24 protein-coding genes are annotated in these 22500 nt (G+C 42.5%); 17 read left to right on the plus strand and 7 right to left on the minus strand.

The annotated features are described in order from the left end of the window. Window positions 1–217 precede the first annotated feature (217 nt). From glyQ to KXD37_RS02840, 10 genes are all read left to right on the plus strand, one after another. A complete protein-coding gene (gene glyQ, locus KXD37_RS02795) occupies window positions 218–1105 on the plus strand; it encodes a glycine--tRNA ligase subunit alpha (protein WP_106020343.1) in 888 nt (295 codons plus the stop codon). After that, on the plus strand, window positions 1098–3137 hold the full coding sequence (glyS, locus tag KXD37_RS02800) for a glycine--tRNA ligase subunit beta (RefSeq protein WP_263463230.1): 2040 nt from the start codon (window positions 1098–1100) through the stop codon (window positions 3135–3137). Before glyQ ends, glyS begins: the two co-directional genes overlap by 8 nt. Before the next feature lie 133 nt (window positions 3138–3270). Next, window positions 3271–3909, plus strand: coding sequence for a transcriptional regulator CcpN (gene ccpN, locus KXD37_RS02805; protein WP_024122084.1), 639 nt, complete (start codon window positions 3271–3273; stop codon window positions 3907–3909). Window positions 3910–3934: 25 nt separating this feature from the next. Then, window positions 3935–4747, plus strand: a complete 813-nt coding sequence (locus KXD37_RS02810) for a pyruvate, water dikinase regulatory protein (RefSeq protein ID WP_003237056.1) — start codon at window positions 3935–3937, stop codon at window positions 4745–4747. A gap of 253 nt (window positions 4748–5000) precedes the next feature. After that, window positions 5001–5495, plus strand: coding sequence for a YaiI/YqxD family protein (locus KXD37_RS02815; RefSeq protein ID WP_106020114.1), 495 nt, complete (start codon window positions 5001–5003; stop codon window positions 5493–5495). A 33-nt stretch (window positions 5496–5528) separates the two neighbouring features. Then, window positions 5529–7340 (plus strand): DNA primase, encoded by a 1812-nt coding sequence (gene dnaG / locus KXD37_RS02820; protein ID WP_106020113.1) that lies wholly within the window; start codon window positions 5529–5531, stop codon window positions 7338–7340. Between the two features lie 199 nt (window positions 7341–7539). Next, the gene (gene rpoD, locus KXD37_RS02825; protein ID WP_003226225.1) at window positions 7540–8655 is read left to right on the plus strand and encodes an RNA polymerase sigma factor RpoD; all 1116 of its coding nucleotides are present in this window, start codon (window positions 7540–7542) and stop codon (window positions 8653–8655) included. Between the two features lie 328 nt (window positions 8656–8983). After that, complete coding sequence (gene cccA, locus KXD37_RS02830) at window positions 8984–9346, plus strand: cytochrome c550 (RefSeq protein ID WP_003237051.1); 363 nt, start codon at window positions 8984–8986, stop codon at window positions 9344–9346. Window positions 9347–9590: 244 nt separating this feature from the next. After that, entirely contained in the window at window positions 9591–10259 is a 669-nt protein-coding gene (gene trmK, locus KXD37_RS02835; RefSeq protein ID WP_240671150.1) for a tRNA (adenine(22)-N(1))-methyltransferase TrmK, read from the plus strand. Continuing rightward, complete coding sequence (locus KXD37_RS02840; RefSeq protein ID WP_106020111.1) at window positions 10252–11373, plus strand: Nif3-like dinuclear metal center hexameric protein; 1122 nt, start codon at window positions 10252–10254, stop codon at window positions 11371–11373. The genes trmK and KXD37_RS02840 overlap by 8 nt, the downstream gene beginning before the upstream one ends. 22 nt (window positions 11374–11395) lie before the next feature. On the opposite strand, the gene KXD37_RS02845 is transcribed toward KXD37_RS02840, so the two are convergent. Together KXD37_RS02845 and vrrA are read right to left on the minus strand one after the other, a co-directional pair. Continuing rightward, complete coding sequence (locus tag KXD37_RS02845; RefSeq protein WP_024122079.1) at window positions 11396–12340, minus strand: 4-hydroxy-3-methylbut-2-enyl diphosphate reductase; 945 nt, start codon at window positions 12338–12340, stop codon at window positions 11396–11398. 123 nt (window positions 12341–12463) lie between these two features. Beyond that, on the minus strand, window positions 12464–13171 hold the full coding sequence (vrrA, locus tag KXD37_RS02850; protein WP_106020110.1) for a VrrA/YqfQ family protein: 708 nt from the start codon (window positions 13169–13171) through the stop codon (window positions 12464–12466). A gap of 167 nt (window positions 13172–13338) precedes the next feature. Between vrrA and cshB the strand changes: the two genes are divergently transcribed. Both cshB and KXD37_RS02860 read left to right on the plus strand, forming a co-directional pair. Next, on the plus strand, window positions 13339–14655 hold the full coding sequence (gene cshB / locus KXD37_RS02855) for a DEAD-box ATP-dependent RNA helicase CshB (RefSeq protein ID WP_106020109.1): 1317 nt from the start codon (window positions 13339–13341) through the stop codon (window positions 14653–14655). Between the two features lie 9 nt (window positions 14656–14664). Beyond that, window positions 14665–15558: a deoxyribonuclease IV gene (locus KXD37_RS02860; protein WP_127696762.1), complete on the plus strand. Its 894-nt coding sequence runs from the start codon at window positions 14665–14667 to the stop codon at window positions 15556–15558. A 33-nt stretch (window positions 15559–15591) separates the two neighbouring features. On the opposite strand, the gene KXD37_RS02865 is transcribed toward KXD37_RS02860, so the two are convergent. Then, window positions 15592–15846 carry a DUF2624 domain-containing protein gene (locus KXD37_RS02865; RefSeq protein WP_059352365.1) on the minus strand — a complete coding sequence of 85 codons (255 nt, stop codon included), beginning with the start codon at window positions 15844–15846 and terminating at the stop codon, window positions 15592–15594. A 116-nt stretch (window positions 15847–15962) separates the two neighbouring features. Between KXD37_RS02865 and KXD37_RS02870 the strand changes: the two genes are divergently transcribed. Together KXD37_RS02870 and KXD37_RS02875 are read left to right on the plus strand one after the other, a co-directional pair. Further along, window positions 15963–16844 (plus strand): YitT family protein, encoded by an 882-nt coding sequence (locus tag KXD37_RS02870; RefSeq protein ID WP_010334965.1) that lies wholly within the window; start codon window positions 15963–15965, stop codon window positions 16842–16844. Window positions 16845–16985: 141 nt separating this feature from the next. Further along, window positions 16986–17423 (plus strand): Fur family transcriptional regulator, encoded by a 438-nt coding sequence (locus KXD37_RS02875; protein WP_010334964.1) that lies wholly within the window; start codon window positions 16986–16988, stop codon window positions 17421–17423. Between the two features lie 42 nt (window positions 17424–17465). On the opposite strand, the gene KXD37_RS02880 is transcribed toward KXD37_RS02875, so the two are convergent. Further along, entirely contained in the window at window positions 17466–18047 is a 582-nt protein-coding gene (locus KXD37_RS02880) for a hypothetical protein (protein ID WP_263463231.1), read from the minus strand. A 132-nt stretch (window positions 18048–18179) separates the two neighbouring features. Here KXD37_RS02880 and KXD37_RS02885 point away from each other — a divergent pair, with 132 nt between their 5' ends. Then, window positions 18180–18569 (plus strand): DUF308 domain-containing protein, encoded by a 390-nt coding sequence (locus tag KXD37_RS02885; RefSeq protein ID WP_082687864.1) that lies wholly within the window; start codon window positions 18180–18182, stop codon window positions 18567–18569. Between the two features lie 25 nt (window positions 18570–18594). On the opposite strand, the gene ispG is transcribed toward KXD37_RS02885, so the two are convergent. The 3 genes from ispG to KXD37_RS02900 form a co-directional block, all read right to left on the minus strand. Then, window positions 18595–19713: a flavodoxin-dependent (E)-4-hydroxy-3-methylbut-2-enyl-diphosphate synthase gene (gene ispG, locus KXD37_RS02890; protein ID WP_174754447.1), complete on the minus strand. Its 1119-nt coding sequence runs from the start codon at window positions 19711–19713 to the stop codon at window positions 18595–18597. 137 nt (window positions 19714–19850) lie between these two features. Continuing rightward, on the minus strand, window positions 19851–20150 hold the full coding sequence (locus KXD37_RS02895; RefSeq protein WP_105953603.1) for a LysM peptidoglycan-binding domain-containing protein: 300 nt from the start codon (window positions 20148–20150) through the stop codon (window positions 19851–19853). Window positions 20151–20247: 97 nt separating this feature from the next. Next, window positions 20248–21009, minus strand: a complete 762-nt coding sequence (locus KXD37_RS02900) for a DUF1189 domain-containing protein (protein WP_106020107.1) — start codon at window positions 21007–21009, stop codon at window positions 20248–20250. 129 nt (window positions 21010–21138) lie between these two features. On the opposite strand from KXD37_RS02900, the gene KXD37_RS02905 reads away from it, so the two are divergent. After that, window positions 21139–21621 (plus strand): DUF456 domain-containing protein, encoded by a 483-nt coding sequence (locus tag KXD37_RS02905; RefSeq protein WP_106020106.1) that lies wholly within the window; start codon window positions 21139–21141, stop codon window positions 21619–21621. A gap of 177 nt (window positions 21622–21798) precedes the next feature. Next, on the plus strand, window positions 21799–22407 hold the full coding sequence (gene sodA, locus KXD37_RS02910) for a superoxide dismutase SodA (RefSeq protein ID WP_106020105.1): 609 nt from the start codon (window positions 21799–21801) through the stop codon (window positions 22405–22407). The last annotated feature ends 93 nt before the right edge of the window (window positions 22408–22500 follow it).

The raw sequence follows: 22500 nt of genomic DNA on the forward strand, positions 1-22500 counted from the left end.
TAAAAGCGACCTTAGGACGGTGTAAGCTAAGGATGAGCGCGCAACGAAAGGCATTCTTGAGCAATTTTAAAAAAGAGGCTGGGATTTTGTTCTCAGCAACTAGGGTGGAACCGCGGGAGAACTCTCGTCCCTATGTTTGCGGCTGGCAAGCATAGAGACGGGAGTTTTTTGGTTGCTGCCGCAGCAATTTTATGAAAGAAAAGTGGAGGTGCTTGAAATGAATATTCAAGACATGATTCTAACCCTGCAGAAGCATTGGTCTAATGAAGGCTGTGTGCTCATGCAGGCATACGATGTAGAAAAAGGGGCCGGCACGATGAGCCCGTATACATTTTTGCGCAGTATCGGTCCTGAGCCGTGGAAAGTGGCTTACGTTGAGCCGTCAAGACGCCCAGCTGACGGCCGATACGGAGAAAACCCGAACAGACTCTATCAGCATCATCAATTTCAGGTCATCATTAAACCATCACCTGATAACATTCAAGAGCTGTATTTAGACTCTTTGCGCGCTCTCGGAATTGATCCGCTTGAGCATGACATCCGTTTTGTTGAGGACAACTGGGAGAATCCGTCTTTAGGCTGTGCGGGTCTTGGCTGGGAAGTTTGGCTTGACGGAATGGAAATTACACAATTCACGTATTTCCAGCAGGTTGGGGGACTTGAGTGTAAGCCTGTTTCCGTGGAAATTACATACGGAATTGAGCGTCTGGCCTCTTATATTCAGGATAAAGAAAATGTATTTGATCTTGAGTGGACGTCAGGGTTTACTGTGAAAGATTTATTTATGATGGCTGAGTACGAGCATTCCGTTTATACATTTGAAACATCTGATGTTGATATGCTGTTCCAATTATTCAGCACGTATGAAAAAGAAGCGATCAAGCAAATGGATAACGGGCTTGTGCATCCCGCATATGACTACGTGCTTAAATGCTCGCACACATTCAACCTTCTTGACGCCAAAGGGGCAATCTCTGTTACAGAGCGGACAGGCTATATCGGAAGAGTGCGGAATTTAGCAAGAAAAGTCGCAAAAACCTATTATGAGGAACGAGAAAAACTAGGGTTCCCAATGATTAAAGGGGAGGGTTCTTCTCATGAGTAAACAGGATTTACTTTTAGAGATCGGATTAGAGGAAATGCCGGCGCGCTTTTTGAATGAAAGCATGGTTCAGCTTGGTGAAAAGCTGACAGGCTGGCTTGTAGAAAAAAATATTGCACACGGTGAAGTGAAGCTTTTTAATACACCGAGACGCCTTGCTGTTTTCATAAAGGGTGTAGCAGAAAAGCAGGATGATATAAAAGAAGAAGCAAAAGGGCCTGCAAAAAAAATCGCCCTTGATGCTGACGGCAACTGGACAAAAGCGGCGATTGGGTTTTCAAAAGGCCAAGGTGCCAGCGTGGAAGACTTGTACATGAAAGAAATAAAAGGCACGGAATATGTTTTTGTGCAAAAATTCCAAGCAGGACAAGAAACCAAAACGCTTCTGCCTGAACTGAACAGCTTAATTACAAGCCTCCATTTCCCGAAAAACATGAGATGGGGAAATGAAGATCTCCGTTATATCCGTCCGATTAAATGGATTGTCGCTTTATTTGGCCAGGATGTCATTCCGTTTGCAATCACAAATGTTGAGTCAGGCCGGACGACACAGGGGCACCGGTTCCTGGGGCATGAAGTGTCTATTGAATCACCTTCAAGTTATGAAGAACAGCTGAAACAGCAGCATGTTATTGCTGATCCAAATGTTCGCAAACAGATGATTCAATCGCAGCTGGAAGCAATGGCCGAAGAAAACAATTGGAGTATTCCGGTTGACGAGGATCTCCTTGATGAAGTCAATCATTTAGTAGAATATCCGACGGCTCTTTACGGCTCATTTGAATCTGAGTTTCTGTCCATTCCTGAGGAAGTGCTTGTAACGACAATGAAAGAGCATCAGCGCTATTTCCCTGTTAAAGACAAAAACGGAGATTTGCTGCCTTACTTTATCACAGTCCGTAACGGAAACAGCCACGCGATCGAAAATGTCGCACGAGGCAATGAAAAAGTGCTGCGTGCTCGTTTGTCAGATGCTTCCTTCTTCTACAAGGAAGACCAGAAACTGAACATTGATGAAAATGTGAAGAAGCTTGAAAACATTGTGTTCCATGAAGAGCTTGGCTCTCTTGCTGATAAGGTAAGAAGAGTAACAGCGATCGCAGAGAAGCTTGCTGTCCGTCTTCAAGCTGATGAAGATACATTAAAACATGTGAAACGTGCTGCTGAAATTTCTAAATTCGACCTTGTGACACACATGATATATGAGTTCCCTGAGCTTCAAGGAATTATGGGTGAAAAGTATGCGAGAATGCTTGGCGAACATGATGCTGTAGCCGCAGCTGTCAACGAACACTATATGCCTAGATCTGCAGGCGGAGAAACGCCTTCCACTTTCACTGGGGCGGTAGTTGCCATGGCGGATAAGCTGGATACAATCGCATCCTTCTTCTCTATTGGCGTCATTCCGACTGGTTCACAGGATCCTTACGGTTTGCGCCGCCAAGCGAGCGGGATTGTCGCTATTCTGCTTGACCGGAACTGGGGCATTTCGTTTGAAGAGCTGCTGACTTTCGTACAAACCGAAAAAGAAACCGAACTGTTAGATTTCTTCACTCAGCGTCTAAAATACGTCTTAAATGCGGAGCAGATCAGACATGATGTAATAGATGCCGTGCTGGAAAGCTCTGAGCTTGAGCCATATTCGGCGCTCCACAAAGCACAAGTGCTGGAACAAAAACTGGGTGCGCCAGGCTTTAAGGAAACAGCAGAAGCTTTAGGCCGAGTGATTTCTATCAGCAAAAAAGGAGTTCGCGCGGAAATTCAGCCTGATTTATTCGAAAATGAATACGAAGCGAAGCTGTACGAAGCTTATCAAACTGCTAAACAAAATCTGCAGGAAAGCTTCAGCAAAAAGGATTATGAGGCGGCACTTACTTCCCTTGCGGCCTTGAAGGAACCGATTGATGCTTATTTCGACCATACGATGGTTATTGCTGATAACGAGACATTAAAGGCAAACCGATTAGCGCAAATGGTAAGCTTGGCGGATCAGATCAAGTCCTTTGCTAATATGAATGCCCTTATTGTAAAATAAAGAAAGAAAAGGCGGTTGCTGTGTGATCGGTAATCGTCTTTTCCCCATTTGAAAGTTTTTTTGTTTGATTACAAAGCATTTACGTTATAATATGGTTTATTATTTCTTTACATAGATACGAAGTGAAAAGGTGGTGAGTACGATCGAACTAAATAAACGGCAAGAACATATTTTGCAGATTGTAAAAGAAAACGGACCGATTACAGGGGAGCATATTGCCGAACAGCTGAATTTAACAAGAGCAACACTGCGTCCGGATTTAGCCATACTCACCATGTCAGGTTTCCTTGAGGCGCGCCCGAGAGTCGGTTATTTCTATACTGGAAAAACCGGCACGCAGCTTTTGGCAGATAAACTGAAAAAGCTTCAGGTGAAAGACTTTCAATCTATCCCCGTTGTTATTCACGAGAACGTTTCTGTATATGATGCGATTTGCACCATGTTTTTAGAAGATGTAGGTACTCTGTTTGTAGTGGACCGTGATGCTGTTTTAGTCGGAGTGCTTTCACGAAAGGATTTACTACGAGCCAGCATCGGCCAGCAGGAGCTTACTTCTGTCCCTGTGCACATTATTATGACTAGAATGCCGAATATTACAGTGTGCAGACGCGAGGATTATGTGATGGACATTGCAAAGCACTTAATTGAAAAACAAATCGATGCGCTGCCTGTCATCAAAGATACCGATAAAGGATATGAAGTGATCGGCAGAGTGACGAAAACGAATATGACCAAAATACTTGTCAGTTTATCAGAAAATGAAATCCTATAAGAGCGCAGACTAACGGGGGGATAATATGAATAACCGCATCATCTATGTTGTATCAGATTCCGTCGGTGAAACGGCCGAATTGGTAGTCAAAGCTGCATTAAGCCAATTTAACGGATCAGCGGATGATACACATGTAAGAAGAATTCCTTATGTTGAAGACATTGGCACTATCAATGAAGTGATTTCACTTGCAAAAGCAGATGGAGGCATTATCTGTTTTACACTTGTGGTGCCGGAAATAAGAGAATATTTGATTGCTGAAGCGGAAAAAGCAAATGTTTTATATTATGATATTATCGGCCCGTTAATTGATAAAATGGAAACAGCCTACGGTTTAACGGCGAAATATGAACCGGGACGGGTCCGCCAGCTTGATGAAGATTATTTCAAAAAGGTCGAAGCGATTGAATTTGCTGTTAAATACGATGATGGGCGTGACCCACGAGGCATTTTAAAAGCTGATATCGTTTTGATCGGTGTATCGAGAACCTCTAAAACACCGTTATCTCAATATCTTGCCCACAAGCGGCTGAAGGTTGCCAATGTTCCGATTGTTCCGGAGGTTGACCCGCCGGAAGAGCTCTTTAATGTTGACCCGAAAAAATGCATCGGCCTGAAGATTAGTCCGGATAAACTGAATCATATCAGAAAAGAACGGTTAAAATCGCTTGGCCTCAATGACAAGGCCATCTATGCAAATATCAACAGAATTAAAGAGGAACTGGAATATTTCGAAAAGATCGTGGATCGAATCGGCTGCCAGGTTGTAGATGTTTCAAATAAAGCAGTAGAAGAAACAGCAAATATTATCCATCATCTCAAAACGAAAAACATGTAACTCAGGACGCTCTATCCTGGGTTTTTGACTTTGCCAAAAGGGAATAATGAAAAACAATAGCATCTTTGTGAAGTTTGTATTATAATAAAAAATTGTGATAAAATGATTAATTTTAGGTTTAAGGTTAGTGTGATACGAATAAACTATTATGGGTAAGATGTCAAGAATTTCTCCCGGAAATTTTTCGACAAATTCATATACACCCGCATTTTTGCAGGGTGTGCGATTTTGCTTGCTTTTATGCAGGAGTTTAATGGAGGGATGGAGAATTACTCTTCTTAATGAAAAAGAAAAGACGATTTTTGTCGATGCTGATGCTTGTCCCGTAAAAGACGAAATTTTACAAACAGCATCCGATTATGAAGTTCAAGTTCTTTTTGTCGCTTCATTTGAACATTACCAGCTTTCCAGAAGTCAGGAAGAAAAATGGAAGTATGTTGATCCTCATAAAGAAGCTGCTGATTTATATATCGCAAATCATGTAAAACCGGGAGATGTCGTGGTGACGCAGGATATTGGTTTAGCATCCTTGCTTGTGAACAGGAATGTCACCGTCATGTCGGAGAGAGGGCGTCTTTACAAGGAAGATACGATTGATTTTGCCCTTGAAGGCCGTCATGTTTCCGGCAAACAAAGGAGAAAAGGCATATATGCCAAAGGGCCTAAAAAATTGAATCGTGAAGATCGAGAACGATTTGTTACACTGCTGCAAAAAATCCTGTCGAACGATGAAGGGATTTTGCACTAAAACATCGAATAATGTACGACGGAGTGTTATAAGATGGGAAATCGGATACCAGATGAAATTGTAGACAAGGTGCAAAAGTCGGCAGATATCGTTGAAGTCATAGGTGATTATGTTCAATTAAAGAAGCAAGGCCGAAACTACTTTGGACTCTGTCCTTTTCACGGAGAAAGCACACCTTCGTTTTCCGTATCGCCAGACAAACAGATTTTTCATTGCTTCGGCTGCGGAGCGGGCGGCAATGTTTTCTCCTTTTTGAGGCAGATGGAGGGCTATTCGTTTGCTGAGTCGGTTTCCCACCTTGCGGACAAATACCACATTGATTTTCCAGATGATATAACGGTTCACACCGCAGTCCGGCCAGAATCCTCCGGAGAACAAAAAATGGCGGAGGCTCATGAGCTTCTGAAGAAATTTTACCATCATTTGTTAATAAATACAAAAGAAGGTCAAGAAGCGCTGGATTATTTGCTTGCAAGAGGGTTTACAAAAGAGCTGATTGATGAATTTCAGATCGGCTATGCTCTTGATTCTTGGGATTTCATAACAAAATTTCTCGTCAAGCGGGGCTTCAGTGAAACGCAAATGGAAAAAGCGGGTCTGCTAATCAGACGCGAAGACGGAAGCGGATATTTTGACCGTTTCAGAAACCGAATCATGTTTCCGATCCATGACCATCATGGAGCTGTTGTGGCTTTCTCAGGCCGAGCGCTTGGCAGCCAGCAGCCAAAATATATGAACAGTCCGGAAACGCCGCTTTTTCATAAAAGCAAGCTGCTTTATCATTTTCACAAGGCTCGGCTTCATATCAGAAAGCAGGAAAGAGCTGTCTTATTCGAGGGATTCGCCGATGTCATATCAGCGGTAAACTCAGGCGTAAAAGAGAGTATAGCGACGATGGGCACGTCTCTGACAGATGATCATGTAAAGATTCTGAGAAGAAACGTGGAGGAGATCATTCTTTGCTATGACTCTGATAAAGCCGGATATGAAGCCACCTTGAAAGCTGCAGAGCTTCTTCAGAAAAAAGATTGTAAAGTCAGAGTCGCAATGATCCCTGACGGATTGGACCCTGACGATTACATTAAACAGTACGGCGGAGAAAAATTCAAAAACGACATTGTCGATGCAAGCGTTACGGTAATGGCGTTTAAAATGCAATATTTCCGGAAAGGAAAGAACCTGTCCGATGAAGGCGATCGATTAGCCTACATTAAAGAAGTGCTTAAAGAAATCAGCGCGCTGTCAGGATCACTTGAACAGGAAGTCTATGTGAAACAGCTTGCTTCCGAATTTTCGATTTCCCAGGAGTCATTAACTGAGCAGCTGACCGTATTCGGCAGGCAAAACAAACCTGCTGACAGCAGCAGTGAAACGAAAACAAGAAGAGCGCATTTGACAACTAAGGCAAGGCAAAAACGGCTGCGCCCGGCGTATGAAAATGCAGAAAGGCTTTTACTGGCGCATATGCTTCGTGACAGGGGCGTCATAAAAAAAGTCATTGACCGGGTCGGGTTTGAATTTAATATTGATGAACACCGCGCTTTGGCAGCCTATCTGTACGCTTTTTATGAAGAGGGTGCCGAGCTGACGCCTCAGCATATTATGGCCAGGGTAACGGATGATCATATAAGCCAGGTACTGTCTGATATTTTAATGCTTCAGATTAATCAAGAACTCAGCGAGGCCGAGTTATCAGATTATGTGAAAAAAGTGTTGAATCACAGAAAATGGTCAATGATAAAAGAAAAAGAGGCGGAAAGAGCCGAAGCCGAAAGGCAAAAAGATTTTTTGAGAGCGGCATCTCTGGCTCAAGAAATCGTTACTTTGAACCGATCTTTAAAATAACCGGGACAACTGATGAGGAGCTTTCATTGGCAATGATTCCTTGCGGAGGAGCAAATAGATCGCTTGACCTCATCATGAATTGTCATTTCATTATTCGCACATTGTTAAAGGCAGTTCACATAGAAAACGCCTGAATGGACCGAATAAGAATCATACCGCTTTTAGAATTCGTTGCAAGCTTTGGAAGGAGGGATCCATAATGGCTGATAAACAAACCCACGAAACTGAATTAACATTCGACCAAGTGAAAGAACAATTAACCGAGTCTGGTAAAAAACGTGGCGTTTTGACATATGAAGAAATTGCTGAGCGTATGTCCAGCTTTGAGATTGAATCAGACCAAATGGATGAGTATTATGAATTTTTAGGTGAACAAGGTGTTGAATTAATTAGTGAGAATGAAGAAACAGAAGATCCTAATATTCAGCAGCTTGCCAAAGCCGAAGAAGAATTTGACCTTAATGACCTAAGTGTACCGCCTGGTGTCAAAATCAATGACCCAGTTCGTATGTATTTAAAGGAAATCGGCCGGGTTAACCTTCTTTCTGCAAAGGAAGAAATCGCCTATGCGCAAAAAATTGAAGAAGGTGATGAAGAATCCAAACGCAGATTGGCTGAAGCGAACCTGCGGCTTGTTGTCAGCATCGCCAAACGGTACGTCGGACGCGGAATGCTGTTCCTTGACCTGATCCAAGAAGGTAACATGGGTCTGATGAAAGCCGTTGAGAAATTTGATTACCGTAAGGGTTATAAATTCAGTACGTATGCTACGTGGTGGATCAGACAGGCGATTACACGCGCCATTGCCGATCAGGCGAGAACGATCCGGATCCCCGTTCATATGGTTGAAACCATTAATAAATTAATCCGCGTACAGCGTCAGCTATTGCAAGACTTAGGCAGAGAGCCAACACCTGAAGAAATTGCGGAAGACATGGATTTGACACCTGAAAAAGTACGTGAAATCTTAAAAATAGCACAAGAGCCAGTGTCTCTTGAAACACCGATCGGTGAAGAGGATGATTCCCATCTTGGTGATTTCATCGAAGATCAAGAGGCTACTTCACCTTCAGATCACGCGGCATACGAGCTATTGAAAGAGCAGCTTGAAGACGTGCTTGATACGTTAACAGATCGTGAAGAAAATGTATTGCGGCTTCGATTCGGTCTTGATGACGGACGTACAAGAACATTGGAAGAGGTCGGCAAGGTATTTGGAGTTACGAGAGAGCGTATTCGACAAATCGAAGCGAAAGCGCTGCGGAAACTAAGACATCCTAGCAGAAGTAAACGTTTGAAAGATTTTCTAGAATAAGATGGAACGGGTCTTGCAGATCCGTTCTTCTTTTTTTAAAAAGATATATGGATAATATGCCTTTATTTTACTGAAAAATGGTGTCATTTGCAAATGAACATTGTGATGAAAAATTTCAATATACCAATCCATATTTTCTATTGTAAGCGTATACAATACATTATACAATAGAATAAAAGGAATGTTAGAGAAATAGGCATGTTTTGATTCAATTTTGTATAAAGTGTGAATAAAAAACTTTTGTATGCCAATCCATTTACTTTTTGTAAAAATAAGTTAGAATTAGAAGTGTTTACATAGGGGGAAGGATCATAAAGGGGGAAGGGAAATGAAATGGAATCCGCTTATTCCATTTTTACTGATCGCTGTTTTAGGAATTGGTCTGACTTTCTTTTTATCAGTAAAGGGGCTTGATGACTCTCGTGAGATTGCGAGCGGGGGAGAAAGCAAGTCTGCTGAAAAAGATGATGCGAACGCTTCACCGGAAGACATTTACAAGGCAAATTGTATCGCGTGTCACGGGGAAAATTATGAAGGGGTTTCGGGTCCGAGTTTAAAAGGTGTAGGGGATAAGAAGGATGTCGCTGAAATCAAAACAAAGATTGAAAAAGGCGGTAATGGAATGCCTTCCGGTCTTGTTCCGGCTGATAAGCTTGATGACATGGCAGAATGGGTGTCTAAAATTAAATAAAGGATGTATCTTTCTCTTTATACGTTCTCAGGCCGCCGAGATGTTCTCGACAGCCTTTTATTTTTGTCCGTCATCCCATACTTGATGTTGTTCCTGCAAAGAAATAAACTGAAAATCATTCGCTCAGCTTGGATTCCGGGCTGATTTTTTATATGATAGAAAAGGAAAAAATGATTGAGAAAAGTTGTGATGACTAGTGAACGAATTAAAATTATCAAAACGATTACAAACAGTAGCGGAGTACATACCGGATGGAGCAGTAGTAGCGGATATTGGTTCTGACCATGCTTACCTTCCCTGTTATGCGGTGCTGAATCATAAAGCCAGCAAAGCTATTGCTGGAGAAATAACAGACGGTCCATTCTTGTCTGCCAAACGGCAGGTCGAAAAATCGGGCTTAAGCGCACACATAACGGTAAGACAAGGAGACGGCCTTGAAGTGCTTCAGAAAGGTGAGGCTGACGCCATAACAATTGCCGGGATGGGCGGGTCACTGATCGCTCATATTTTAGAAGCAGGCAAAGAAAAACTGACAGGTAAAGAACGGCTTATTTTACAGCCGAATATTCATGCCTTTCATATTAGAGAGTGGCTGTATAAAGAAGGATACGCACTTATTGATGAAGTGATTCTTGAGGAAGACGGAAAGTGCTATGAGGTACTTGTCGCCGAATCCGGAGACAGAGATGCAGCTTATGCAGGAATTTCTTTGCCGGCCGGAATGCTCGTAGGCCCATTTTTGGCAAAAGAAAAGAATGCTGTATTTTTGAAAAAATGGACACAAGAGCTTCAGCATACTCAAAACATATATGAACAGATCAGCCGTGCTGCAACATCTGAAGATAACAAACAGAAATTGAAGGAACTAACCGATCGAATGAAGCTATTAAAGGAGGTTATCGATCATGGCTAAAACGGTAAACGGACAGCAAGTCATCCAGCTGTTTGAACAATTTTCTCCGAAAACCTATGCAGTTGAGGGCGATAAAATCGGTCTGCAAATCGGCAGTTTAAATAAACCGGTTAAAAATGTGATGGTTACGCTGGATGTATTGGAAAGCGTTGTCGATGAAGCGATTGAAAAAGATGTTGATTTAATCATTGCGCACCATCCTCCTATTTTCCGGCCGCTAAAGCATATTTCAACTGATCAGCCCGGCGGAAGGCTGATTGAAAAGTGTTTAAAGCATGATATTGCTGTCTATGCGGCTCATACTAACTTAGATGTTGCTGATGGCGGCGTAAATGATCTGCTTGCTGAGGCCTTGGAGCTGAGTGAAACTGAAGTATTGGCCCCTACTTATACCGATCCTCTTAAAAAGCTGGTCGTATACGTGCCGAAAGAATATGAGGAGCAGGTCAGAGGAGCGCTGGGAAATGCGGGGGCAGGCCATATCGGTGAGTACAGCCATTGTGCGTTTTCATCTGAGGGCATTGGCAGCTTTAAGCCACTGGACGGCGCACAGCCTTTTATCGGAGAGGTAGGAGAGCTTGAGCTCGTTCATGAAGTCAGACTGGAGACTGTGTTTCCTAAAAGCATAGAAAAAGCCGTTATAAACGCAATGATAAAAAGCCATCCATATGAAGAAGTGGCTTATGATGTTTATCCTGTCGAACAGTCACCAGCTGAAAAAGGGCTAGGCCGTGTCGGAACACTTAAAAATGAAATGACGCTTCAGGAATTCGCTTTGTTTGTGAAAGACAAGCTTCAAGTGAACGGCGTCAGAATGGTGGGACAGGCTGACAGCATGGTGAAGAAAGTAGCTGTTCTCGGAGGAGACGGGAACAAGTATATCCACCAGGCAAAACGAAAAGGCGCAGATGTTTACGTTACAGGTGATCTATATTTCCATGTTGCCCATGATGCGATGATGCTTGGTCTGAATGTCATTGATCCAGGCCATTACGCTGAAAAAATCATGAAAGAAGGCGTCACAAAAAAACTGACGTCAATGTGTAAGGATAAAAAAGTAGACGTCAATATCTTTATTTCTGAAACGGATACAAATCCATTTACTTTTCTATAAAAAAACTGAGGCTGTGAGGGCCTCAGTTTTTTGCTTTCACTTTCGGAAGGATTTTTTTGAGTGGAACATTGTGTTCGATTGTCCAAGTTGATGGGTCTTCATGATCGAACTGTTCTAAAAAGCGAATCACTTCTTTGGTGATCGGTGTCGGTGTTGAAGCTCCGGCAGTAACGGCAACGGTATTTACGCCTTTAAGCCATTCCAATTTTAATTCGCTTAGATCGCCGATTCGGTACGCTTTTGTTCCGGCTATTTCCTCTGACACTTGAGCGAGCCGGTTTGAATTGTTGCTTTTCGGGTCGCCGACAACGATCGTTAAGTCCGCTTTTTTCGCCTGTTCCGATACAGCTTCCTGCCGTACCTGAGTAGCCAGGCAAATCTCTTGGTGATATTCAACGTGAGGATATTTTTCCTTCACAAGCTCCATAATATCGTGAACATCCCATTGAGACATTGTCGTTTGGTTTGTTACGATCAATTTTTCAGCTTGGGTATCGAGATTTTTGACATCTTCCGGCGTTTCAACCAAGTGAACGATATCAGGCGCAACGCCAACCGCTCCTTCCGGCTCCGGATGGCCTTTTTTGCCGATATAGATTACGTGGTATCCTTTTTCTTTCATTTCTAAGATTAAATTGTGGGTTTTCGTTACATCCGGACATGTAGCATCTATTGCGACTAATCCTTTCTCTTCGGCGATTCGTCTAACCTCGGGAGAAACGCCGTGCGCTGTGAAAATGACAGTTCCTTTGTCAACCTGCTTCAGGATGTCCAGTCGATTAGCGCCGTCCAATGTATAAATGCCATCTTCCTCAAACGCATCAGTGACGTGTTTATTATGAACAATCATCCCGAGTATATAAATGGGTCTTGGCAAGCTTTTATCCAGTGCCGCGTTTTTAGCGATTACCATAGCGTCAACAACACCATAGCAATAGCCGCGCGGCGAAATTTTAATTACGTCCATTTTCGGTTGTCCTCCAATACAGAAGTGAGTAAAGGCAATATAAAAAGCCGTAATCAAACGGCTCTAATCTTGCATTCTTCTGATCTCCATTATAGCCAAACTCACTCCAGATATCAAAGAATGTTAAATATATAATCTCGGCTTTGAACTGCCTGATGTTTTTTTCGGGGAAGGAGAGGGCGTTTCATTTTTCTTTGAGACAGATGTTTTTGATTCTTGTTCCTTCAAGTCCGGTGCTTCTGTTTTTTTTGCAGGTGATGAACTGCTTGCTTTTGATTTTTTCTTTTCGGCAGAGTCGTTGGACGCAGTTTTCTTTTCTGTTTCTGCACTTTCTTCCGATTCTGTCTTCGTTTCTTCTTCAGTGCCCTCTGTATCATCGTTTTTGCTTAATTGACTGTAAAGCTTTATCATTGCCGGCAGATTGCGGACTAAGGGTCCGTACTGCTGGATCATAGGGGTGACTTGCTGCGCCATGCCGAGCACTTTTTGCACATTGTTGAGCATACTGGATAACGATGCCGGATTGGCGAGATTTTGAATGCCTTGCAGACCTGCTCCTCCGCCTGCGGCTGCTCCGGGTGCCCCTGTGCCTCCTGCGCCGGGCAAAAATTTGGACAGCATCCCTTTTAAGCCTGTGCCCGGCCCATTTCTTGCTCCAGCGTTTGGCTGAGGAAGAAATTGCTGCCCTGATTGCTGGAAACCTTGCTGCGGCGGACCAAATGAAGGTCTTCGCATTTCAGGCGCTGTTCTTCCCATCATGCGCTGGTTTTGCATAGGGCGGGGCGGACCGGGCTGCGGATAGTTTCTCATTGGCTGCTGCTGTGAAAACATACTTGTACCTCCTTTCAGCTCTCTCTGCTATTACAATATGCATGGGTTTCGGTATTTGCTTTCCTTATCTGAATAAACAAACGCCTTCCAAACGTGGTGTTTTTAACGTAAATCGGGTATAATGTGATGATGGACACATAATGTGCCGCTTTAAGGAGCTGGGAAAAATGAAAGAAACTAAATTTGATGTGTATGAATTGAAACCGTTTATTATAGATGCAGTACATCGCCTTGGTTTTTATGAACCGACTGATATTCAAAAAAGGCTGATTCCTGCTGTATTAAAAAAAGAAAGCGTCATCGGACAGTCTCAGACGGGAACCGGAAAGACTCACGCTTACTTACTTCCTTTGTTAAATAAAATTGATCCTGCTAAGGATGTCGTTCAGGTGGTCATCACGGCTCCGACGCGCGAGCTTGCCAACCAGATTTATCAGGAAGCACTGAAAATCACGCAGGGTGCAGAAGGCGATTCGATCCGTTCGAAATGTTTTATCGGAGGAACAGATAAGCAGAAAGCCATTGATAAACTGAAAACGCAGCCGCATCTAGTCGTCGGAACGCCGGGACGGATTGCGGATTTAATCAAAGAACAGGCATTAAGTGTTCATAAAGCTGAGTCTCTTGTTATTGATGAAGCGGATTTAATGCTGGATATGGGGTTCCTTGCAGACGTTGATTACATTGGTTCACGCATGCCGGAGAATCTGCAGATGCTTGTGTTCTCTGCAACTATTCCGGAAAAGCTGAAGCCGTTTTTGAAAAAATATATGGATAATCCGAAATATGCCCACGTGGAGCCGAAACAGGTCACTGCTGCAAAAATTGAGCATATTCTTATTCCTTCAAAGCACCGTGATAAGGACAAGCTCCTTTTCGATATCATGTCTAATCTGAACCCATACTTAGGCATTGTGTTTGCCAATACGAAAAACACTGCCGACCATATTGCCAAGTATTTGATGGGCAAAGGTATGAAAATCGGACTTCTGCACGGCGGCTTAACACCTCGTGAGCGGAAAAAAGTCATGAAGCAGATTAATGATTTGGAATTCACTTATGTAATTGCAACTGACCTCGCCGCAAGAGGTATTGATATTAAAGGTGTCAGCCATGTCATCAACTATGAGCTGCCGGATGATCTTGATTTCTATGTTCACCGTGTGGGCAGAACAGCGCGCGCGGGTTCTTCAGGACAGGCCATGACAATTTATGAGCTTTCTGATGAGGATGCATTGGTGAAGCTTGAGAAAATGGGTATTGAGTTTGATTACCTGGAGATTGAAAAAGGCGAATGGAAAAAAGGCGATGACCGCCAGCGCCGCCAAAAGCGTAAAAAGACGCCGAACGAAGCAGATGAAATCGCCCATCGTCTCGTGAAAAAGCCGAAGAAGGTTAAGCCGGGATATAAAAAGAAAATGAGCTACGAGATGGAGAAAATTAAGAAAAAACAGCGAAGAAATCAATCTAAAAAAAGAAAGTAGGGGAACCGGTTGTTGAGAATAGGTTCACACGTCTCTATGAGCGGAAAACATATGCTTCTGGCTGCGAGTCAGGAAGCAGTCTCTTACGGGGCGAACACGTTTATGATTTATACAGGTGCGCCGCAAAATACGCGCCGAAAAAAAATTGAAGACTTAAATATAGAAGCCGGCCGCGCTCACATGCAGGAAAACGGGATCGACGAGATTATCGTACACGCACCTTATATTATTAATATTGGCAATACGACCAATCCGGCTACTTTTGAGCTTGGTGTTGATTTTCTCCGTTCTGAAATTGAGCGGACAGCTGCTATCGGCGCGAAGCAAATCGTCCTTCACCCGGGTGCTCATGTTGGCGCGGGAGCCGAAGAAGGCATTAAAAAAATTATTGAAGGTTTAAATGAAGTCATTGATCCGAATCAAAATGTGCAGATTGCATTAGAAACAATGGCAGGCAAAGGATCTGAATGCGGCAGAAGCTTTGAAGAGCTTGCGCAAATTATTGATGGCGTTACACACAATGAGCATTTGTCTGTATGCTTTGACACATGCCATACACATGATGCCGGCTACAATATTGTCGAAGATTTTGACGGAGTGCTGAATGAGTTCGATAAAATTGTCGGTATTGACAGAATCAAAGTGCTCCATATCAATGACAGCAAAAATATCAAAGGCGCGAGAAAAGACCGTCATGAAAATATTGGCTTCGGGGAAATCGGGTTTGACGCATTGCAATATGTCGTTCATCATGAGCAGTTAAAAGACATTCCGAAAATCCTTGAAACGCCGTATGTCGGTGAAGATAAAAAGAACAAAAAACCGCCGTACCGTTTTGAAATTCAAATGCTGAAAGAAAAGCAATTTGACAACAAATTACTCGAAAAGATTTTACAGCAATAAAAAAAAGGGGGGGATTGAATTCCCCCCCTTTTTTCAGCTTGTGAACTGTTTGAAAAGTTCATGAACGGTTTGGGCTGTTTCTTTTGAAGTAATGGATTCTACTTGTTTCAGCAGCCGCGTACGTTCCTGCTCATTAAAAATATTCACATTTTTCCCGTATAACAGGTTTGCTACTTCAACTGCCTGCGGTTTTGTCAGACTGATTCCGTATTGCTTAGAGTACTTCAATAAATCTTCAGCAGTGGCTTGATTGAGCCTCTGCAAAATAATTCTTTGAAATAATATCATCGAACATTCCACCTCTCAGACATAATGTATGGGCAAATCAGTAAAATGTGTCAGCATTTCATGGTAAAATAGAGTCATAGTCTATTTAAAATAGTTATTGCAGGAAAGGAGATTTTATGACCCCAACAAAACAACACAAAAGAGAATCATTTACCCATTTTATATTCAGGGTCATCATGATTCTGATTGGAGCTGCGTCTGCGGCGGTAAGTATTGAATTATTTTTAGTCCCCAATGATTTTATTGATGGAGGCATTATCGGTGTATCACTTATTTTAGACCACCTCTTTATGTCAAACCCCTTTCTGAATTTCGCTGTATTCGTTGTCATCTTAAACATTCCTTTTATGATATTCGGATATAAATATATCGGTAAGACCTTCCTCGTTTCTACTGTTATCGGGATTGTCGGCCTTGCCTTAATCGAATCCTCGCTTCACCACGTAGAAGCCATTACGACACAGCCTATTCTGGCTACAGTATTCGGAGGTCTTTTGCTCGGCTTTGGTGTCGGGCTGGTAATTCGAAACGGTGGTTCAATGGACGGCACAGAAATTCTCGGTATCCTTCTAACGAAAAAACTGCCGTTTTCAGTTGGTGAGTTTGTGATGCTCATCAATGTATTTATCTTTATTTGGGCCGGTTTTGTGTTCGGTCCTGAGCAAGCTATGTATTCTTTCATGACTTACTACATTGCCATGAAAACCATTGATGCGGTCATCCAAGGGCTGGATGAAACAAAAGCTGTGATTATTGTCTCGGACCAGTATGATGAGATTTCTGACGCTATATTACACCGTCTCGGACGCGGAACAACGAAGCTGAAGGGAAAAGGCGGCTATACAGACGAGGAAAAAGATGTGATTTATGCAGTTGTCACAAGGCTGGAAGTGACCAAGCTCAAATCCATTGTGTTTGAAGTCGATGATAATGCATTTATTACAATTATGAATACTCATGAAACAAGAGGCGGTAAATTCAAAACCGCAATCCACTAGGCTTTCATTTACTTTTATTCATTTTATGGGTATAATTTTATCAGTAGTAAAGAAAATGGCTTGCTGGTCAGACAGCTGCCATTTTCTTTTTGATATATAAGATACGTTCGTTCTTAAGCAAAGCGAAAAGGGGGGCCCTTCATGAACGTACAAGAAGCGCTGAACTTACTGAAAGAAAACGGATATAAATATACAAGCAAACGGGAAGATATGCTTCAGCTTTTTGCTGATTCGGACAGGTATCTGACCGCTAAAAATGTACTGTCTGCACTAAATGATGATTATCCCGGTTTAAGCTTTGATACAATTTACAGAAACCTTTCTTTATATGAAGAGCTAGGTATTTTGGAAACGACTGAGCTCTCCGGTGAAAAGCTGTTCCGATTTAAATGCTCATTTACTCATCATCACCATCACTTTATTTGCCTGGCTTGCGGCAAAACAAAGGAAATTGAGTCTTGTCCGATGGATAAGCTCTATGATGACCTAGATGGCTATCAAATCAGCGGGCATAAATTTGAGATTTACGGGACATGTCCAAGCTGTGAACAGGAAAAGCAAGATCAACCTTCTGCGTAAGAGTTAAGGATAGAGAAAAAGGAGCCTGATCAGGCTCCTTTTTTAATTTTTCACACGTATGAAATAATGTTTATTTTCATTTATCCATTGAACCGCTTCGAGCCAGTTGTTAACTCTAATGATATTTGAATCGATCGGAAGCTGGTTATAAGGCGAATTGAATAAAATCACCGGTATACCGGCTTCTTTTGCAATCATCCTTGCGTTTCCGTGATGATCCTCAAAAAACAAGTCGATGTCATGTTTTTTGACCGCTTCGACTTTATGATGCCCGCCCACGAGCTCTATGTGGTCATAATGGATGTTTTGTCTGTCAAACCATTCGAACGTAACATCGCTTAAATGAGTCCTTCTCGCCGTAATATAAATCAGCTGGTGCTCCTCTTTGAGGAGGTCAAGGGACTGTTTTGCATGCTGCGCAAGAAGTGCTTCTTTATATATGATTGCTTCATTTTGATTCATCCAATCCCAAAATTCTTCCTGTGTAATATGTAACAGTTTTGTTAAATCATAATCCGTCATATCGTTTAATGAAATGGAAAGATTAAACGAGCGGTTTAAATAAGGGACGAATGTATCCTGAGCCGTGATTGTGCCGTCAATATCTATTCCTAACCGTAACATGCCCACACTCCTTCAGTTTCATCCTTTCAAGTGTAACATAAACAATTAACATTACCAGAAAAGTTTAGCAAACATGAATCAGCAAAAATGGATCAAACTATAAAAGCTCCTTTAATAAAACAGAAGGGGGAATTGAAGGTGGCAAACGATTACGAAAAACGTGATAACAACAGTTACTATGTAGATCATGGTTCTGAAGGAACAAATATTACCCGCGACAATGATGGTTTTTTTGAGGAAACGGCTGCTGAAATTGCAGAGCCTTTCCGTGCTTCTGACCGAAGCGGTGACCAAGAGAATGACCGCAGCGGCGGAAATGTCAATGAAGGACGGGGGATAGGGTATATCGCTTTAGCCTTGTCCATTATTTCATTGTTTGTTCTTCCTGTTTTGTTGGGAGCTGCCGGTATTATTGTCGGCTATATCGCAAGAAGAAGAGGAGCCCAAAGCCTGGGTGCATGGGCTATGGGGATTGGTGTTGTTTCATTAGTGCTTGGAATATTTATTATTCCATTTTTCTAATACAAAAAAGCTTGACGGGTTTCCGTCAAGCTTTTTGTGTTTCTTCAGCTAATTTCGCTTTTTCAGCCTCAAGTTTTGCGTAGTGCTCTTCAGCAAGTATGTCGATTTCTTTTTTCAGTTCTTCAACCATTGTTTCTTCTGGAACCTTACGGACAATTTTACCTTTTCGGAACAGAAGGCCTTCACCGCGTGCTCCAGCGATGCCGATATCAGCTTCTCTTGCTTCACCCGGGCCGTTTACCGCACATCCGAGAACGGCGACTTTAATCGGCGCTTTCACTTTAGAAATATATTCTTCCACTTCGTTGGCGATACTGATCAAATCAATCTCGATACGGCCGCAAGTCGGGCATGAGATGAGGGTTGCAGCGTTAGAGGCCAAACCAAAGGATTTCAATAGCTCTCTCGCTACTTTAACCTCTTCAACCGGGTCTGCGCTTAATGAGATACGCAGGGTGTTACCGATGCCCTTGCTTAAAATCGCGCCAAGTCCTGCTGCGCTTTTTACTGTACCGGCAAACAGCGTTCCTGACTCGGTGATTCCGAGGTGAAGCGGGTAATCAAATGCTTTTGACGCTTTTTCGTAAGCCTCGATGGCAAGGTTTACGTCAGAAGCCTTCATGCTGACGATAATATCGTGAAAATCTAGATCTTCAAGAATCTTAATGTGATGAAGAGCGCTTTCTACCATGCCGTCTGCTGTCGGATATCCGTATTTTTCTAAAATCCGTTTTTCCAATGAACCTGCGTTTACACCAATTCGGATTGGAATCCCTTTTTCTTTTGCCGCTTTAACGACCGCTTCGACTTTTTCACGGCGGCCGATGTTGCCTGGATTGATTCGTATTTTATCTGCGCCGCCTTCAATGGCTTTTAACGCAAGCTTATAATCAAAATGAATGTCAACGACGAGCGGAATGGAGATGCGTTTTTTAATATCCGCAATGGCGTTTGCCGCCCGTTCATCCGGACAAGCCACCCGCACGATTTGGCATCCGGCTTCAGCCAGCCGGTTAATTTCCGCAACAGTTGCTTCTACATCATGTGTTTTGGTTGTTGTCATGCTTTGGATAACGACTTCATTGTTACCGCCTATTGTTAAAGGTCCCACTTTAACGGGACGCGTTTTTGTACGATGGGTGATTTCACTCACTTGTCAATCGCTCCTTAATTGTAGTTGCCGCTTCTAGATAGAATAAACCTAGTATGGTGTATGTCAATGTATTTTACAAATTATATTGTAACAGTGTATTCGCCGAACTGACAAGAAATTAACGTTAATTAGGGGTAGACCGGGAATTTGTATGCTGTTCCTGCTTGAATCGTATTGGCTTTTACATTTGGATTAAGCGTTTCAAAATCCTTTACAATATCGTCAGGGGAACTTGCAGACCCGACAATTGACATGACCGTGTCACCCGGTTTTACCGTCACCGTTTTATACGCTGTTTCCTGTACAGCTGTTGTTGCCGATGCTTTATAGACAGGGAGGTTCTGAATGGGGATCGTTCCAATTTTAAGGTCATAAAAAATAATAAAAAGGATAAAGAGAATGCTGAATACAAAAGTGAGACGTTTCATTGATTTTGCCTCCCGCATACAAAATTTTTATAACATTGTATGCTTGTCCGTGTTGATTCATGACAAAAGAAAAGAGACTGCGAAGGCAGTCTCCGAATTAAGCAACAGCTTTTTTGGACGGGAGCTCTTTTAATACGAGAAACAGGATGACAAAGTTAACAAACCAGTTGACTAAAAATTCACTTGGCACCGTTGTTTCTAACGCACGCATAATCGTAAAAAATATTGTTGAAAGGGTAATGGAGTAAGCAGAAAGCTTCCATAGCTGCTGGTAGGACAGCTGCTTTTGCTGAGCGTTCTTTATGATTAGCCCGATAAGCGCCAAGAATGATACCTCAATAAATTTTCCCGCCGCTGTCACGAGAAAAATGAGTACTGAGAGAACAGTCACGATCATTGTTTTATTTTGGTTTAACCCTGTAGTGACATCTTTTTTGGTTAAATCTGACGGCATCATTGAGTAAGCCATCTCTTGGGCCTGTCCGTCAATGGCCAAAACAAACTTATCCTGAAGTATACCTATTGCGTTTTGCTTTGCTTCGATTTGTTCCGTGCCATATGCATCCGTCGGATCAAACACAATGACAAAGCCGTTTGCCTTTGATTCTGTGGCTTTTTTTTCATCCGTCTGAAGTTTGCCGTTTGAAATTGTGAAATCAGGGAAATCTTTGTTTAAAACGGATTTAAAGCCGTTCATAGATTGGACGGTCCCTGAGCTTACATAATAAGCAGTGGGGATCGCAAAAAGGACAGAAAGCAAAAATACATAAAGAATCGCTTTTCCGATTCCTTGAAATCTTGTTTTTGCAATATCCCGTGGAGAGTATGTACTTTTGATGAAAAGCTGAAATACATTCACTGTCTTCACTTCCTAGCTATACAATATATGTTGCTTATTGTATCGTTGCCTGCGTATGAATACAAGGAAGACCTGCATTGGCGGAAGTGTAAGATCAGAGATGTAAGCATATTGAGGAGGATGGATTCTATGGATATTTTGTATTGGCTGTTGATCGCTGCACTATTTATCATCGCTTTTATCGGGCTTGTGTATCCTGTTATTCCAAGTGTTGTATTTATCGTTGCCGGTTTTGTATTATACGGATTTTTGTTTTCTTTCAGTCCGTATTCCTATATGTTCTGGCTGGTTGAAGCTGTATTCGCCGCAGTATTATTCGCCGCAGATTACGTTTCCAACCTGCTTGGTGTAAAGAGGTTCGGCGGAAGCAAAGCTGCTATTTGGGGGAGTACGATCGGGTTGTTGATCGGTCCCTTTGTGATTCCGGTTGCGGGGATTATTTTAGGGCCGTTTATCGGAGCTGTTTGCGCAGAGCTTATCGTACATCAAAAAGATGTAAAATCAGCGTTTAAAATTGGGCTAGGCTCATTGATCGGCTTTTTAACGGGGGTCATTGCAAAGGGAATTATTCATCTTTTAATGATCGGATATTTTTTATGGACTGTCCTGTAAGAATTGCTGTCAGGAGGTTTAAGGGGGCAATCTAACGGTTAAAGTGAAATATGTCTGCTGAAATAGCCAAATTGTGAGCTTTTTCATTGATTACACGGCGTTCTTTTGTTACATTGAATGAAGAAAGGCTCGCTGTGAAGCGGCATTTCAGTACATATATATTAAGGAGGAATTATCATGGCTTACGAACTTCCAGAATTACCTTATGCGTACGATGCTTTAGAACCGCATATCGACAAGGAAACTATGAATATTCACCATACGAAGCACCATAACACATACGTTACAAATTTAAACAAAGCGGTTGAAGGAAACACTGCTCTTGCAAACAAATCAGTTGAAGAGCTTGTTGCAGATCTAGATTCTGTTCCTGAAAACATCCGCACAGCAGTCCGCAACAATGGCGGCGGACACGCGAACCACAAATTATTCTGGACACTTTTATCTCCAAACGGCGGTGGCGAGCCAACTGGCGAGCTTGCTGAAGAGATCAACAGTGTATTTGGAAGCTTGGACAAATTCAAAGAACAATTCGCTGCAGCAGCAGCTGGACGTTTCGGTTCAGGCTGGGCATGGCTTGTTGTAAATAACGGCAAACTTGAAATCACAAGCACGCCAAACCAAGATTCTCCGCTTTCTGAAGGCAAAACGCCTATCCTAGGTCTTGATGTTTGGGAGCATGCTTACTACCTTAACTATCAAAACCGCCGTCCTGATTACATTTCAGCTTTCTGGAATGTGGTAAACTGGAACGAAGTTGCTCGTCTTTACAGCGCAGCAAAATAATAACGCAAAACAAGGCCCTCATAAAAGGGCCTTGTTTTTTTATGTCTTCTCTTTACATATCTCGGTTTCAGTGAGACAGACTAAGGGGTAGTA

The sequence above is a fragment of the Bacillus sp. XT-2 genome (assembly GCF_025696525.1).
Taxonomy (GTDB): domain Bacteria; phylum Bacillota; class Bacilli; order Bacillales; family Bacillaceae; genus Bacillus; species Bacillus halotolerans.